The 15,962-nt window shown below is 71.6% G+C and carries 13 protein-coding genes; 9 read left to right on the forward strand and 4 right to left on the reverse strand.

Translation table 11 applies throughout. The features are described from left to right. Positions 1-134: 134 nt before the first annotated feature. The 4 genes from ACWGL3_RS24230 to ACWGL3_RS24245 form a co-directional block, all read right to left on the reverse strand. Positions 135-1,100, reverse strand: coding sequence for an SGNH/GDSL hydrolase family protein (locus ACWGL3_RS24230; RefSeq protein WP_267950244.1), 966 nt, complete (start codon positions 1,098-1,100; stop codon positions 135-137). 445 nt (positions 1,101-1,545) lie between these two features. Then, positions 1,546-2,055, reverse strand: a complete 510-nt coding sequence (locus tag ACWGL3_RS24235; RefSeq protein ID WP_267948113.1) for a MarR family winged helix-turn-helix transcriptional regulator — start codon at positions 2,053-2,055, stop codon at positions 1,546-1,548. Between the two features lie 129 nt (positions 2,056-2,184). Further along, positions 2,185-2,841 (reverse strand): TetR/AcrR family transcriptional regulator, encoded by a 657-nt coding sequence (locus ACWGL3_RS24240; RefSeq protein WP_267948114.1) that lies wholly within the window; start codon positions 2,839-2,841, stop codon positions 2,185-2,187. Between the two features lie 14 nt (positions 2,842-2,855). Beyond that, the gene (locus ACWGL3_RS24245) at positions 2,856-3,818 is read right to left on the reverse strand and encodes an acyl-CoA desaturase (protein ID WP_267948115.1); all 963 of its coding nucleotides are present in this window, start codon (positions 3,816-3,818) and stop codon (positions 2,856-2,858) included. 597 nt (positions 3,819-4,415) lie between these two features. On the opposite strand from ACWGL3_RS24245, the gene glmU reads away from it, so the two are divergent. The 9 genes from glmU (at position 4,416) to ACWGL3_RS24290 (ending at position 15,859) form a co-directional block, all read left to right on the forward strand. After that, positions 4,416-5,876: a bifunctional UDP-N-acetylglucosamine diphosphorylase/glucosamine-1-phosphate N-acetyltransferase GlmU gene (glmU, locus tag ACWGL3_RS24250; RefSeq protein ID WP_267948116.1), complete on the forward strand. Its 1,461-nt coding sequence runs from the start codon at positions 4,416-4,418 to the stop codon at positions 5,874-5,876. 17 nt (positions 5,877-5,893) lie between these two features. Continuing rightward, positions 5,894-6,862 (forward strand): ribose-phosphate diphosphokinase, encoded by a 969-nt coding sequence (locus ACWGL3_RS24255; RefSeq protein ID WP_276567185.1) that lies wholly within the window; start codon positions 5,894-5,896, stop codon positions 6,860-6,862. Positions 6,863-7,220: 358 nt separating this feature from the next. Continuing rightward, positions 7,221-7,811, forward strand: coding sequence for a 50S ribosomal protein L25/general stress protein Ctc (locus ACWGL3_RS24260; RefSeq protein ID WP_267948117.1), 591 nt, complete (start codon positions 7,221-7,223; stop codon positions 7,809-7,811). A 186-nt stretch (positions 7,812-7,997) separates the two neighbouring features. Then, on the forward strand, positions 7,998-8,573 hold the full coding sequence (pth, locus tag ACWGL3_RS24265) for an aminoacyl-tRNA hydrolase (RefSeq protein WP_267948118.1): 576 nt from the start codon (positions 7,998-8,000) through the stop codon (positions 8,571-8,573). Between the two features lie 768 nt (positions 8,574-9,341). Next, positions 9,342-10,892 (forward strand): sugar transferase, encoded by a 1,551-nt coding sequence (locus ACWGL3_RS24270; RefSeq protein ID WP_452461823.1) that lies wholly within the window; start codon positions 9,342-9,344, stop codon positions 10,890-10,892. Between the two features lie 3 nt (positions 10,893-10,895). Further along, positions 10,896-11,687, forward strand: coding sequence for a 3'(2'),5'-bisphosphate nucleotidase CysQ (locus ACWGL3_RS24275; protein WP_344178913.1), 792 nt, complete (start codon positions 10,896-10,898; stop codon positions 11,685-11,687). A gap of 49 nt (positions 11,688-11,736) precedes the next feature. Further along, entirely contained in the window at positions 11,737-12,669 is a 933-nt protein-coding gene (gene cysD, locus ACWGL3_RS24280) for a sulfate adenylyltransferase subunit CysD (RefSeq protein ID WP_267948123.1), read from the forward strand. Between the two features lie 192 nt (positions 12,670-12,861). Further along, a complete protein-coding gene (gene cysN / locus ACWGL3_RS24285; protein ID WP_267950246.1) occupies positions 12,862-14,130 on the forward strand; it encodes a sulfate adenylyltransferase subunit CysN in 1,269 nt (422 codons plus the stop codon). A 568-nt stretch (positions 14,131-14,698) separates the two neighbouring features. Then, positions 14,699-15,859 (forward strand): S8 family peptidase, encoded by a 1,161-nt coding sequence (locus ACWGL3_RS24290; RefSeq protein ID WP_267948124.1) that lies wholly within the window; start codon positions 14,699-14,701, stop codon positions 15,857-15,859. The last annotated feature ends 103 nt before the right edge of the window (positions 15,860-15,962 follow it).

Raw genomic sequence — 15,962 nt, forward strand, 5'->3', positions numbered from 1 at the left:
GCACCTCGACCGCGGCCGGGTCGCACACCCCGACGCCCGCGACGAGCGTGTCCGCCAGGTGCGCCTCCGGCGAGTCCGCCGATCCCCCGTGAGAGGGGACGCCCGGCCGGGTCCGCACGCGGGCGGAGCGCCCCTCAGCGCACCTCCTCCGCGAAGACGGAGGCGATCTCCCGCGCGCCCTGCTCGTTCGGGTGGATGTCCGGGCCCCGTTCCGCGTCGCACATCCAGGTCAGGTCGCACACGTTCTGGAGGTTCGCGGGCATGCCGGTCCCGCTGTCCTCGGGCACCTCCCTGTTGGTGGCCTGGAAGACGGAGTCCACGTCCGCGACCTCGATGCCCTCGGCCTCGTAGGCCTCGGTGAGCGTCCCGTTGACCTCGGTGAGGATCTCCACGGCCTCCTCGGCGAGCCCGCCCCGCGCCTCGTGCTCGGGGAAGACCTCCTCGGCCTCCTCCGCGGACGCGGCGGCCTGCCCGGCGGGGTCGTCGTCGAGCAGGAGGAAGGCGAGGAACGGGTTGTAGTAGGTCATCGCGACGATCCGGGTGTCCGGGCCGGCCGCGGCGCGCAGCCGCTCGGCGATCTCGGGCACCTCGTCCTCCAGGCGGTCGAGGCCGTCGGCCACGCACTCCGCGTCGATGTCGATGTCCTCGGAGCTGTCCGCGCGGCCGTCCGGCGCGTTCACCCCCTGCACGCAGCGGGTGAAGTTGTTCGCCCCGATGGTGAGGGTCACCAGGTCCACCTCGCCCTCGTGCTCCGCGAGGAAGTCCTCGGCGGCCCGGAGCTGCTCACCGTCGTCGTAGCGCTCCTCGCAGTCGGGCAGGCCGCCCTCCATGAACGTGGTCGTGTCCTCGCCCGCGCAGCCCATGCGCTCGTGCCGGAGGCCGGGGTCGTCGTCGAGCAGGGTGCGGTACAGGACGTCCGTGTACCCTTCCTCGGTCTCGACGGGCGTCCCGTCCTCGTCGGGCTGCACGCCCACGGCCAGCGAGTCGCCCAGGGACAGGTAGTAGCCCCCTTCGGCGCCGGGGGTCCCCGGCGCCGCCGTCCCTTCTCCGTCGGTGCCCGCGCACCCCGCCGCCAGCACTGCGACGGCCGTCACCGCGATCCAGCGGATTCGCACTCTCTGTCTCCCACCCGGGTCGGTTGCAGGTACGTGCCCGGGGCTGCCCGGTGGGCGGGCGCGCCGCCCTTCCCGGGTGCCGCCGGGCCCTTCACGTGGGGGAACCGGAAGGCGTCCGGGCCACGATGCCAGCCGCCGCGGGTCCGCGTCGAGCGTCCGGGTGGGAGATGTCTCTCAGCGGGCCGGCCTCGGGGCCCGGACCGCCGCGACCGTTCGGAGCGCTCTCCGGGACGGAGGAGGGACCCGCACGCGGCGGCGGGGGCGGGCCGCCGAGCTCTCACGCCGTTCTCTCCCGCCGGAGCCCGAAACGCGGTGCGCGCCCGGCAGCGCTCCTGGTGGGGGCGGACACCGCCGGGGGCGGGGGATGCCTCCGGCGGTCCCGGCGCTCGCGCCGATCGCCGCGAGCCCGGGACGTTCCGCGGAACGAGCCCTAGCCCTGCGGTCGGGAGGGGTCCCTGTCGAGGGGGGCCAGAAGGCATCTGAGCAACGATGCCAGCTGCTGCCGGTCGCCGTCGGGCATGGGGGCCAGAAGCGTCTCCTCGTAGCTGAGGAGCGACTCCAGGGCGGCGTCGATGCGCTCGGCGCCGCGTTCGGTGAGCCGGACCAGCACCCCGCGCTTGTCGTCGGGGTCGGGGCGGCGCTTGACCAGGCCGGCGGCGGCCAGCCTGTCCACCCGGTTGGTCATGGTCCCGGAGGTCACCAGGGTGGCGCGCAGCAGCCGTCCGGGGCTCAGCTCGTACGGGGGACCGGAGCGGCGCAGCTCCGCGAGCACGTCGAACTCCCAGGGCTCCAGTGCGTGCTCGGTGAAGACCGTGCGCCGGGCGCGGTCCAGGTGGCGTGCGAGCCGGGACACACGGCTGAACACCTCCAGGGGTGTCACGTCCACGTCCGGGCGTTGGGAGCGCCACGCCTCGATCAGCCCATCCACCTCATCGCGCATGGGGACAGCCTATCTCTTGACATCAAGATAGTGGGGCGGGTATGCCGCACTTCCCGCGTCCCGCTCGCGGCAGCAGCACGGGGGACGGGCCGCGGCGGACCCGTCCCCCGGTGCGCCGGGGGACGGGGGTCAGCCCCCGCCCCGCCGCCTCGTCTGCAGCCTCGGCTTGGGCTCCAGGCTCGCGAGCCCGTTCCAGGCCAGGTTGACCAGGTGCGCGGCGACCACCTCGCGCTTGGGCCTGCGCACCTCGAGCCACCACTGGCCCGTCAGCGCCCACATGCCCACCAGGGCCTGCGCGTACATCGGGGCGAGTGCCGGGTCGTAGCCGCGTTCGGCGAACTCGTCGACCATGATGTGCTCGACCTGGCTGGCGATGTCGTTGATCAGACTGGCGAAGCTTCCCGTGCCGGAGGCCACGTGGGAGTCGCGGGTCAGCACCCGGAACCCGACCGTGTTCTCCTCCACGTAGCGCAGCAGGGCCAGCGCAGCCTTCTCGATCTTGCCCCGTGCGCTGTCGGCGGTGAGGGCCTCGCCCATCATCTCCAGGAGGGTGCGCATCTCACGGTCGACCACGACCGCGTAGATCCCCTCCTTGCCGCCGAAGTGCTCGTACACGACGGGCTTGGACACCCCGGCCCGTGCGGCGATCTCCTCGACGGAGGTCGCGTCGAACCCGCGCTCGGCGAACAGCTCCCGGCCGATCTCCAACAGCTGTTGCCGACGCTCCTTGCCCGTCATGCGCTTGCGGCGCACGCGGACCTTCTGCTCGCTGTCGGCTGCTCCCATGATGGCTATCGATCCTAGACCTTGACCCGCTTGGCGGCGAGCCGGTCGTTGTTGGGCCAGCGGACCTTCGTGGCCCAGCCGAGCTTCTCGAACGCCCAGATCACGCGGGCGGAGATGTCGATCTGGCCCTTGAGCACGCCGTGGCGCGCGCAGGTCGGGTCCGCGTGGTGCAGGTTGTGCCAGGACTCGCCGAACGACGGGATGGCGAGCCACCACACGTTGCGGGAGCGGTCGCGCACCTCGAAGTTCTCCTCGCCGATGGTGTGGCAGATGGAGTTGATGGACCACGTGACGTGGTGCAGCAGTGCCACGCGGACCAGGCTCGCCCAGAAGAACGCGGTGAACGCGCCCCACCAGGACATGGTCACGAGGCCGCCGATGAGGGCGGGGGCGCCGAGGGAGAAGAGCACGATCGGCAGGAACAGCTTGTCGACGAGGACGATGTCCTTGTCCTTGAGCAGGTCCGGGGCGAAGCGGCGCGGAGAGGTCTTCTTGTCGTCCAGGTACATCCAGGCCATGTGCGCGTAGTACAGGCCCTTGGCGACGGACTTCCAGTCGTCCCCGAAGCGCCACGGCGAGTGCGGGTCGCCCTCGGCGTCGGCGTACTTGTGGTGGCGGCGGTGGTCGGCCACCCACTTGATGACGCTGCCCTCGATGGCCAGCGAGCCGGCGACCGCGAGCGCGATCCGCAGCGGGCGGTTGGCCTTGAAGGAGCCGTGGGTGAAGTGGCGGTGGAAGCCGACCGTGATGCCTAGGCCGCTGATGAGGTAGAAGACCGACGCGATCGCGATGTCGGTGAGGCTCAGGCCCCATCCCCAGAAGAAGGGGACGGAGGCGAGCAGGGCGATGAGCGGGACGAAGACGAACGCGAAGACGGTGAAGCGCTCGGCCCTGCCCCGCAGTTCCGGCTCGTACTCGGGGATCGCCTCGCGCTTCCCCTCGGCGTTCTCGGTCGGTAGCTCGGCAGCAGTGGTCATGGTCGTACACACCTCGTCGTCACGGCAGGGTCCTCGCGGTCGGACGGTGTCCGAGAGGCGCGGAGCACCCGTCGCGACGGCCCAACCTATTCCTACGTAACCGTAACCTACGACCCCGTAGGTTTGGCAAGCCCTCCACCGGAGGCGCTATGTTGGTGCCTGGCGTACGGGCGCGACGTGTGCGCGCCCCCTGCCTTCCCGGATGATGTAATCGGCAGCATGTGGGGTTTTGGTCCCCATCGTCCAGGTTCGAGCCCTGGTCCGGGAGCCTTCCACCCGTTCCCTTCCCCGCCCCTATCCCCGTGCGCGCGAGGGAAACCCCGGCCCTTGCGCCCGGACGCCCCGGGCGCCCCGGCGCCGGGCCCGGCCCGGTGGCGCGGCGCATCTCACAGAACGCCCCGGAACCCGACGCCACAGGCCCGGCCCGGCCCCCGCTCCCCGCCCCGGCGTCACGTGCCCGCAGGACGCCTGTGACACGCATGTATCCTTCCCATGTCGGCCGCTGGTCATCCGACGGCCGCCCGCGCGGCACGCGGGTCGAGCCGCCGAAGGGTGAGCCGACAGTTCAATGCCAGCTATCACGAGGGGTCTCCTTCAGTGAGCGTGAACCGTCCGGCTGCCGTCATCGTCCTCGCGGCGGGCGAGGGCACCCGAATGAAGTCGAAGCTTCCCAAGGTCCTCCACGAGCTCAACGGCCGCAGCATGCTCGGCCACGTTCTCGCGGCCGCGGGCGAACTGGACCCCCACCACTCGGTCGTGGTCGTCGGCCACGCCCGGGACCAGGTCCGGTCCCACCTGTCGGAGGTCGCCCCCGAGGCCGCCACCGCGGTCCAGGAGGAGCAGAACGGCACCGGCCACGCGGTGCGCATGGCGGTCGAGGACCTCGCCGCCAAGGGCACCGAGCTCGCCGGCACCGTCGTCCTGACGTGCGGGGACACCCCGCTCCTGCGCGGTTCCACGCTCTCGGAGCTGGTGGCCGCCCACGAGAAGGAGGGCAACGCCGTCACGGTGCTGTCCGCCCGCGTCCCCGACCCCCACGGCTACGGGCGCATCGTGCGCGACGGCGACGGCGACTTCACCGGCATCGTCGAACACGCCGACGCCTCCCCGGAGCAGCACGCGATCGACGAGATCAACTCGGGCATGTACGCGTTCGACGGAGCGCTCCTGTCCGCCGTCGTCAAGCGCCTGTCCACGGACAACGCCAAGGGCGAGGAGTACATCACCGACGCGGTCGCGCTCCTGCGCGGGGACGGGAACCGGGTCGGCGCCTGGATCGCCGAGGACTGGCACGAGGTGCAGGGCGTCAACAACCGCGTCCAGCTCTCCGAGGCCCGCCGCGTCCTCAACGACCGCCTCCTCGCCGAGCACATGCTCGCGGGCGTCACGGTGGTGGACCCCGCCTCCACGTGGGTGGACGCGCAGGTCCGGATCGGACGCGACGCCGTGCTCGAGCCCGGCACCCGCCTGCTCGGCGCCACCGTCGTCGGCGAGGACGCCGTCGTCGGCCCCCGCGCCGACCTGAGGGACACGGTCGTCGGCGAGGGCGCCCAGGTGCGCGAGACGACCGCCGACCGGGCCGAGATCGGCCCGGGGGCCACGGTGGGCCCCTACACCTTCCTCCGACCGGGCACCCGCCTGGCCGGGCGGGCCAAGGCCGGCGCCTTCGTCGAGATCAAGAACTCGAACGTGGGCGCCGGATCCAAGATCCCGCACCTGACCTACGTCGGGGACGCGGACATCGGCGTGGGCAGCAACATCGGCTGCTCCTCCGTGTTCGTCAACTACGACGGGGTGGACAAGCACCGGAGCGTCATCGGCGACCACGTGCGGCTCGGCAGCGACAACACCTTCGTCGCGCCCGTGCACGTGGGCGACGGCGCCTACTCCGGTGCGGGCACCGTGATCAGGGACGACGTTCCGCCCGGCGCGCTGGCGATCTCCGAGGGGCACCGCCAGCGCAACGTCGAGGGCTGGACCCGGCGCAAGCGCCCGGGCACGCCCTCCGCCGAGGCGGCGGACAAGGCCGATCGGCACAGAGCCGACGACAAGCAGTGACTGTGGGGGAGAAACACGTGACCGGCATGAAGGCCACCGGCCAGAAGAACCTGATGCTGTTCTCGGGACGCACACACCCGGGGCTGGCCGAGGAGGTAGCCAAGGAGCTGGGGATCGAGGTGGTCCCCACCCGGTTCGACACCTTCGCCAACGGTGAGATCTTCATGCGGTACCTGGAGTCGGTCCGCGGCTGCGACGCGTTCGTCATCCAGAGCCACGCCGACCCGGTCAACGAGTCGATCATGGAGCAGCTGATCATGGTGGACGCGCTCAAGCGCGCGTCCGCCAAGCGGATCACCGTGGTCACGCCGATCCTGGGCTACGCCCGCCAGGACAAGAAGCACCGCGGCCGCGAGCCCATCTCGGCGCGCCTGGTCACCGACCTGTTCCGGACCGCGGGCGCGGACCGGATGATGGCCGTCGACCTGCACACGGACCAGATCCAGGGCTTCTTCGACGGTCCGGTCGACCACCTCTTCGCGCTGCCGATCCTGGCCGACCACGTCGCCAGCCAGGTCGAGCGCTCCGACATCACCGTGGTCTCCCCCGACGCGGGCCGCGTCCGGACCGCCGACCGCTGGGCGGACCGCCTCGGCGCCCCCCTGGCGATCATCCACAAGCGGCGCGACCCGGACGTCGCCAACCAGGTGAAGGTCCACGAGGTCGTCGGCACGGTCAAGGACCGCGTCTGCGTCCTGGTGGACGACATGATCGACACCGGCGGCACCATCGTGAAGGCCTCCGAGGCCCTGTTCGAGCAGGGGGCCAGGAAGGTCATCGTGGCCGCCACGCACGGCGTGCTGTCCGGCCCGGCGGCCGAGCGCCTCCAGAACTCGCGGATCTCCGAGGTGATCATCACCAACACGCTCCCCGTCCCCGAGGAGCGTGCCTTCGAGAAGCTGACCCAGCTCTCGATCGCCCCGCTGGTGGCCCGCGCGATCAGCGAGGTCTTCACGGACGGCTCGGTCACGAGCCTGTTCGAGTAGGCCCGCGCCAAGTTCCCGCCAAGTCCCGCGCGCCCCGTTGACGGCCTCCCGGTCCGGGAGGCGCCCGCCGACGGGGCGTGTTCTGAGTCGTCGGTGAAGCCAGTAGACTTGACCGAGTGTCCCCGTGCCCAGGTGGAGTCGTGTTCGGCTTCGCTCAGGAGCACGGGCAGGGGTGCGCGACGAGCGTTCCCGGGCCGGACGGGTCCGGTGACGGCTCGCCGGGCACGCCTGGAACCAGGGCGGTCGCGTCCCCTGCCTGAGGGGAGACCCCGCCGCATTCTCCGCCGAGGGCGGGAATCGTTCGTACTACTGGAGTCGTGTTCCCCGTGCTGCGGGGTTGAACCCGAGGAGTTTTGTCGTGTCCGAGGTACGTATCGCTGCCGAGCCCCGCACGGAATTCGGCAAGGGCGCCTCCCGTCGCGCCCGCCGCGCGGGTAAGGTGCCGGCCGTCCTCTACGGCCACGGCACCGAGCCCCGCCACCTGAACCTGCCGGGCCACGAGCTCATGCTCGCCCTGAAGACCCCGAACGTCCTGATCCGCCTCGAAGGCCTGGACAAGGACAACCTCGCCCTGCCCAAGAGTGTGCAGCGCGACGCCATCAAGGGCTTCCTTGAGCACATCGACCTCCTGGTCGTGTCCAAGGGCGAGAAGGTCGAGGTTGAGATCTCGGTGAACCTGACCGGTGAGGTCAAGGCCCCGGGTGTGCTCAATCAGGAGCTCGTCACCGTGACCGTCGAGGCTGAGGCCACCAACATCCCCACCGGTGTCGACTTCGACATCGAAGGCCTGGAGGTCGGGGCCAACCCGACCGCCGGCGACCTGAAGCTGCCCACGGGCGCCACCCTGGTCACCGACCCCGAGACCCTCGTGCTCACCGTCTCCGCGCCCCGCGTGGAGGAGGAGCCGACGACCGGAGCCGAGACCACCGAGGAGGCCGCCGCCGAGTAGGGCGGTGGTGCTGTCCACGGATCTGGACGAACGCGCGGTTCCCACGGGGGCCGCGCGTTCGCCGTATCGGTAGGGTCGTGCCCCATGTGGACCTGGTTGAGGGCGTTGTCGGGCAGGAAGGAAGCCGGCGGTGGCGACACCGCCGACGGGAGCGGCGGCAGGAGCGCCGAAGGGGGGAGCGGGGACATGGGCGAGGCCGAGCGCTGGCTCGTCGTGGGGCTGGGCAACCCCGGCCCCAAATACGCGGGCAACCGGCACAACGCCGGCTTCCTGGTGGTCGGGGCGCTCGCCGGCGGCGAGCGCTGGAAGGCGCACAAGGCGCACGCCGAGGTGGTGGAGACGCGCCTGGAGGGCGTGCCGGTGGTCCTGGCCAAGCCCCGGACCTTCATGAACCTGTCGGGCGGCCCGGTGGCCGGCCTGGCGAGGTTCTACAAGGTGCCGGTCGAGCGGATCATCGTGGTGCACGACGAGATGGACATCGACTTCGGCGCGCTGAAGCTCAAGAAGGGCGGGGGGCCCGGCGGGCACAACGGGCTCAAGTCGATGACGGCGTCCCTGTCCAGCCCGGAGTACATCCGCGTGCGCTTCGGGGTGGGCCGCCCGCCGGGACGCATGGACCCGGCCGCGTACGTGCTCAAGGACTTCTCCGCGGCCGAGCGCGCCGAGCTGGACCTGGACGTCGAGCGGGCCGCGGACGCCGTGCGCACGGTCCTCCGCGACGGCCTGGGCCGGGCGCAGAACATCTTCCACACCGCGGCCTGAGGGACGGCCGGGGAGCGGTCACGGACGGCCCCGGCCGCGCCTCCCGCCGGAGGGCCGCCCGCCGGGCCCGTCCGCGTCGCCCGCCGTGGCGGGCGCCCTGGCCGGGCCGCCCGCTCCTCCCCGGGCCGCCTCCTGCCGCCGGACACCTCCACCCGGGCGGCCTCCCCCTCCGCGCTCCCGGACCCGGTTCTCAGCGGCGCAGCAGCCGCCAGGTGGCCAGGGCGAGGGCGTGCGCCTGCTCGCCGCCCGCGCCCACTACCGCTCCGCGCAGCTCAACCGCGCCAGGCGAGGACTGGAGGCGCTGGTCGAGGAGGCCCCGGACGACGCCTACGCCCGCCTGCTGCTGGGGCGGACCCTCCAGCGCCGGGGAGAGGAGGAGTCGGCCGCGCCCCCCCCTGCGCCTGGCGGGGGTGATGGTCCCGTCCTACGCCTGACGGAGCCGGCCCCGGGGCAGCGTTCCCCGGGCGGGCCGTCACGTCCCGCGCACGGTTTCGGTCGTCCCCTACCCGGGTCCACTTCTGTCCGTCCCCGGCGTGTCCGCCGGGGTGTTCCGGGTCTCGGAACAGACACATTCTTGGCTTGACCAGGTCTTCTTGCCCGACAATGAGCAACACAGCGCGACTCTTACACTACTTTTGGTTACTGTTCGGGTCGTCGTTCCAGTGCGCGCCCGACCAGACGCCCCGCTCATGCCCTCTGCGTCGATGCCAGTGGCGCCCGGGGCGATGACTCGAAGTAGGGCTCCACAGCCGTGGTCTTGGGGGAAGCATGGTCACCAGCGGGGTGAAGGCCGTCCGTGAACAGCCGGCGCGCACCGTCGCCGGCGCCGGAGACGGCGTCGGCGGACGGGACGCCGGGATCGGTCCGCTGCTCACCGGGGGAGGCGCCGGGCCGCGGACGCGCTCCGCATCCTGGACGCGGCCGTACGTGGTGAGCCTCGTCGTGCTGGACCTCGCCGCGGCCTTCGCGGCGACCCTGGGCGGAACGGTCCTCCGCTTCCACGGCTCACCGGGGGCGTCCGCCGCCTCCACCCACCTCCTGCTGTCCCTCCTCCTGCCCTTCGCGTGGGTCCTGTTCGTCTACCTGGGCGGCGGCTACGCCCGGCGCTTCCTCGGCGTGGGCACCGAGGAGTACCGGCGCGTCGCCACGGCCGGGCTCGCGCTCGCCGCGTCCGTCGCGATCGGCGCGTACGCGGTCACGTTCGACCTGGCGCGCGGCTACGCACTCGTCGCGCTCCCGCTCGTCCCCCTGGTCAGCCTCGCCCTGCGGTACGCGCGCCGCAAGGCCCTGCACCGGAGGCGGCGCTCCGGACTGTGCATGAGCGGCGTCGTGGTCGTCGGGCACCGGGCCGCAGCGGGGGACCTGATCCGCCGGTTCCGCGACGAGATCTACCACGGCATGCGCGTCGTCGGCGTGTGCCTGCCGCCGGACGACACCGTCGCCGGCCTGGGGACGGACGCGGTGGAGGACTGCCCGGTCCTGGGCGCCTTCGAGGACGCGGCCGACGCGGCGGCCCTCGTCGGGGCCGACACCGTGGCGGTCCTCGCCTGCCCCGAGATGGACGGGGCCGAACTGCGCCGCCTGGCCTGGCGGCTGGAGAAGAACGGCACCGACATCATCGTCGCTTCGGCGCTGATGGAGGTCGCGGGGCCGCGGACCTCCATCCGGCCGGTCGCGGGGCTGCCGCTCCTGCACGTGGAGCACCCCGAGCTGGCGGGCGTCCGCCGCGTGCTCAAGTCGGTCTTCGACCGCTCCGCCGCCGCGCTCGCCCTGTTCCTGCTGTCCCCGCTGTTCCTGGCGCTGTTCGTCCTCATCCGGGGGGAGGGCCGCGGCCCCGCGCTGTTCACGCAGACCCGCGTGGGCCGGGGTGGCGCCGAGTTCACCGTGTACAAGTTCCGTACCATGGTGGTCGGGGCCGAGGCGTTGAAGGCGATGCTCCAGCCCCGCAACGAGCACGACGGTGTGCTGTTCAAGATGCGTCGCGACCCCAGGGTGACGTCCGTGGGGGCATGGCTGCGCCGGTACTCGCTCGACGAGCTTCCCCAGCTCGTCAACGTGGTCCGGGGGGAGATGTCGCTCGTCGGCCCCAGGCCGCCGCTGCCGGAGGAGGTCGCCCAGTACGGGCACGACGTCCGCCGGAGGCTGGTGGTCAAACCGGGGCTGACGGGTCTGTGGCAGGTCAGCGGCAGGTCCGACCTCTCGTGGGAGGAATCGGTCCGCCTCGATCTGCGGTACGTGGAAAACTGGTCGCTGACGCTGGACATCCAGATCCTGTGGAAGACGTGGTCAGCGGTGATCCGTGGGGCGGGAGCATACTAGCCGGTGAAGAGCATCCGAAACGATCATGAGGTGGCCCGCGACCTGGCCGGCGAGGCGGGGCAGCTGCTGCTGCGCCTGCGCGCCCGGCACGGTTTCGACGAACCCGACGTGCTGCGCACGCTGGGGGACCGGACCTCCCACGAGTTCCTGTTCTCGGCACTGGGCCGGCTGAGGCCCAGCGACGCGGTGCTCTCCGAGGAGGGCGCCGACGACCACTCCCGGCTCCGGGCCAGGCGCGTGTGGATCATCGATCCGCTCGACGGCACCCGGGAGTTCGCGGAGGCGGGCCGCACCGACTGGGCGGTGCACGTCGCCCTGTGGGAGGACGGCGACCTGGTCGCGGGGGCCGTGGCGCTCCCCGCGCAGGGCAGCACCCTGTCCACGGTCGACCCGCCCTGGCTGCCCGAGGAGCGCCCGGCGGGCCAGCGGCTGCGCATCACGGCCAGCCGGACCCGGCCGCCCGCCTTCGTGCAGCGGATGGCGACCCAGCTCGGCGCCGAGGTGGTACCGATGGGGTCGGCGGGCGCGAAGATCTGCGCGGTGCTCCTCGGCATCGCCGACATCTACGTGCACGCGGGCGGCCAGTACGAGTGGGACAGCGCGGCCCCGGTGGCGGTCGCGCGGGCCTCCGGCCTGCACACCTCCCGGATCGACGGCTCCGAACTGCGCTACAACGTAGCCGACCCGCTACTCCCCGATGTCCTCGTATGCCGATCGGAATTGTCGGGTATGTTGTTGGCAAGCATCCGCGACGGCGCGGACCTGGACAGCGCGGGTCCGCACGCGGGGGGCTGACCGAAGGACCCCCGCGCCGTCGGCCGTGCGGTATCTCTAAGGCGGATTCATGGGTCAGGCGAGTCAGCAGGCGCCCGGGCGCTACCAGCTCTCCCAGCTGGACGTCCTCGAGGCCGAGGCGATCTTCATCATGCGCGAGGTGGCCGCGGAGTTCGAGCGGCCGGTGCTGCTCTTCTCCGGGGGCAAGGACTCCATCGTGATGCTCCGCCTCGCGGAGAAGGCGTTCTGGCCCGGAGCCGTCCCGTTCCCCGTCATGCACGTCGACACCGGCCACAACTTCGACGAGGTCATCGAGTTCCGCGACCGCAGGGTCGCCGAGGCCGGGGTGCGCCTGGTGGTGGCCTCGGTGCAGGAGCAGATCGACGCGGGCAAGGTCTCCGAGCCCACCGGGCGCTGGGCGAGCCGCAACAGGCTCCAGACCTCCGCGCTGCTGGAGGCCATCGAGGACAACGGCTTCGACGCGGCCTTCGGCGGCGCCCGGCGCGACGAGGAGAAGGCCCGGGCCAAGGAGCGGGTCTTCTCCTTCCGCGACGAGTTCGGCCAGTGGGACCCCAAGAACCAGCGCCCCGAGCTGTGGAGCGTGTTCAACACCCGCATCGACCGCGGCGAGCACATCCGGGTCTTCCCGATCTCCAACTGGACGGAGCTGGACGTGTGGGCCTACATCCGGCGTGAGCGGCTGGAGCTGCCCTCCATCTACTTCGCGCACGAGCGCCGCGTCTTCGAGCGGGACGGCATCCTGCTCGCCGACTCGCCGATCATCCGGCGCGACGAGACCGAGGTCCCGTTCCAGGAGACCGTCCGCTACCGCACGGTCGGCGACCTGACGTGCACGGGGGCGGTCCGGTCCACGGCGGTGGAGATCGACGACATCATCGCGGAGATCGCCGCGACCCGGATCACCGAGCGGGGGCAGACCCGGGCCGACGACCGCGCCAGCGAGGCCGCGATGGAGGACCGCAAGAAGGAGGGCTACTTCTAGCCCGCCCGTCCCGCCGGACGCCTCCGGCACAGCCCCGGCCCCACCGGGCTCCACCATCCCTACGGACACCGGCGCCGCGGAACCGGCCGCCCGCCGACCGCCCGCCAGCCGACGGACGTTCCGGCGCGGGGCCACCGCCTCCGCCATCCGGTTGTTGAGCCGCCCACACTTCCCACATTGGACCAGGCAAGCATGAACAACGACATCCTGCGGTTCGCGACGGCGGGCTCCGTCGACGACGGTAAGAGCACCCTGATCGGCCGCCTGCTCTTCGACTCCAAGTCGATCTTCGAGGACCAGCTCGACGCCGTGGAGCGCACCAGCGCCGCGCGCGGCGAGGAGCACACCAACCTGGCGCTGCTCACCGACGGCCTGCGGGCCGAGCGCGAGCAGGGCATCACGATCGACGTGGCGTACCGCTACTTCGCCACGCCCCGGCGCACCTTCATCATCGCGGACACCCCCGGGCACATCCAGTACACGCGCAACATGGTCACCGGCGCCTCCACCGCCGACCTGGCGATCATCCTGGTGGACGCCCGCAAGGGGCTCCAGGAGCAGAGCCGCCGCCACGCGTTCCTCACCACCCTGCTCCAGGTCCCGCACCTGGTGCTGGCGGTCAACAAGATGGACCTGGTGGACCACTCCGAGGAGCGGTTCGAGGAGATCAAGGCGGAGTTCAGCGACTTCGCCACCAAGCTCGACGCCCGCGACCTCACCTTCGTGCCGATCTCCGCGCTGCACGGCGACAACGTGGTGACCCGCTCGGAGAACATGCCCTGGTACACCGGGCCCTCCCTGCTGCACCACCTGGAGAACGTGCACATCGCCTCCGACCGCAACCTCATCGACGCGCGCTTCCCGGTGCAGTACGTGATCCGCCCGCACAAGTCCGACGACCCCGAGCTGCACGACTACCGGGGCTACGCCGGCCAGCTCGCGGGCGGCGTCCTGAAGCCGGGCGACGAGGTCACCCACCTGCCCTCCGGCCTGAACACGCGCATCGCCAGGATCGCCACCGCGGACGGGGACGTCGCGGAGGCCTACTCGCCGATGTCGGTCACCCTCCTGCTGGAGGACGAGATCGACATCTCCCGGGGCGACATGATCTGCCGCCCCAACAACGCCCCGGCGGTCACGCAGGACCTGGAGGCGATGGTCTGCTGGATGACGGACGCGCGCAAGCTCACCCAGGGCTCCAGGCTCCTCGTCAAGCACACCACCCGGACGGCGAAGGTCGTCGTCAAGGACCTGCGCTACCGGCTGGACGTCAACACGCTGCACCGCGACGAGCAGGCGGACCACCTGGCCCTGAACGAGATCGGCAGGGTGCGCCTGCGCTCCACCCAGCCGCTGTTCGTCGACGAGTACTCCCGGAACCGGCAGACGGGCGGGTTCATCCTCATCGACGAGGCCACGAACACCACCGTCGGGGCGGGGATGGTCGTCAAGACCGACTAGGGACCGCCCCTCCTCGGTCCCCCGGCGGCGGGGGACGAAGGAGGGGCGGACCGGGGACTCCGCAGCAGGGGGCCGCCTTCGGGCGGCCCCCTGCCGTGTTCCCGGGAGCCCCCTCCGGCAGGTGTGGTCAGGACCGGTCCGGACCGGTCGAGGGGGAGCGCGGAGGCGCCCCCACCCGGGGCCGACCCGTGTGCGGGGCGCCGGAGTTTTCCGAGACGAAGGCGGAGACATTCGGATTCTTACGAAATGGTTTCCGATCGTAAAACCCTGTTTCAGTGTCGGTGGTACCGGGTGTCGCGAGCGGCGGAGTGAATGGCGTTTTCCCACTACAGGGCTGTGTCCACGCGGATGCGCTGAGGCATGTGGGCAGGTCGGTGCGGTGCCGATCGCCCCGTGCGGCGGGGGCGGCGTGTTCGTTGGACGTAAAAAAACTTCGCTCTAACCCTGGCATAAAGGAGAGAAGGTTACTAAGGTAGCGAATCGCAGGAAGGGTGCAATCGAGTGAACACACTCGGTTATGCCTCACTGTGTACCTCCCACTCCCAAACCCCCAACAAGGAGAATAAGAGTGCAGAAGCACACCACTCGGCGTGTGGCGATCAGCGTCGCCGCTGCCGGTGCCCTCTCCCTCCCCCTCGCTCTCTCCGGCGCCGCCTCCGCGAGCGCCGACGAGCTCGCGCCCCTCTACACCAGCGACGCCGCCGCCGGCGGCGACTACTTCGTCGTCCTGGAGGACTCGCTCAGCGCCTCCTCCGTCAGCGCGTCGTCCCTCGGCATCTCCTCCGACCAGGTGAACCACACCTACGAGGAGGTCCTCAACGGGTACTCGGCCAGCCTGAGCGCCTCCGAGGTCCGGGAACTGCGGGCGCAGGACGGTGTCGCCTACGTCGAGGAGGTCGGCGTCGCGCACACCACCGTCACCTGGGGCCAGGACCGCATCGACCAGGAGGACCTCCCCCTGGACGGCTCGTACAGCACCACCGGTGACGGCTCCGGCGTCTCCGCCTACATCATCGACACCGGCATCGACGCCTCGCACCCGGACTTCGGCGGCCGCGCCTCGTCCGCGTTCGACGCGTACGGCGGCGACGGCGGCGACGGCAACGGCCACGGCACCCACGTCGCCGGCACCATCGGCTCCGACACCTACGGCGTCGCCCCCGGCGCCGACCTGTTCGGCGTCAAGGTCCTCGACGACAACGGCTCGGGCTCCTACGACGACGTCGTCGCGGGCGTCGACTGGGTCGCCGAGAACGCCGGTCCGAACTCGGTCGCGAACCTGTCCCTGGGCGGCCCGGTCTCCCCGACCCTGGACGAGGCCGTCAACAACCTCGCCGCGGCCGGCGTGTTCGTCGCCGTGGCGGCGGGCAACGAGGGCCAGGACGCCGGCAACGTCTCCCCGGGCGGCGCCGACGGCGTGGCCACGGTGGCGGCGTCCGACGCGACCGACACCTCGGCCTACTTCACCAACTTCGGTGAGGACGTGGACATCTACGCCCCGGGCGTGGACGTCGAGTCGACCGTCCCCGGCGGCGGGACCGACTCCTACGACGGCACCTCGATGGCCAGCCCGCACGTGGCCGGCGCCGCGGCGCTCTACAAGAGCAGCGTCGGCGACGACGACCAGGCGACCATCCAGGACTGGCTCGTCGCCAACGCCAGCGCCGACAAGCTGAGCGGCGTGCCCTCCGGCACCGTCAACCTGCTGCTCAACGTCACCGGCCTGTAGCCGGAGCGGCTGTGGAGACCCCGCGCGTCCACAGCCCGCCCCATGGCGCCTGAGTGAGAGCACGAACGGCCCCGGTCGGGGCGTGACCTCCCCGACCGGGGCC

Source organism: Nocardiopsis sp. NPDC055824 (genome assembly GCF_053616335.1).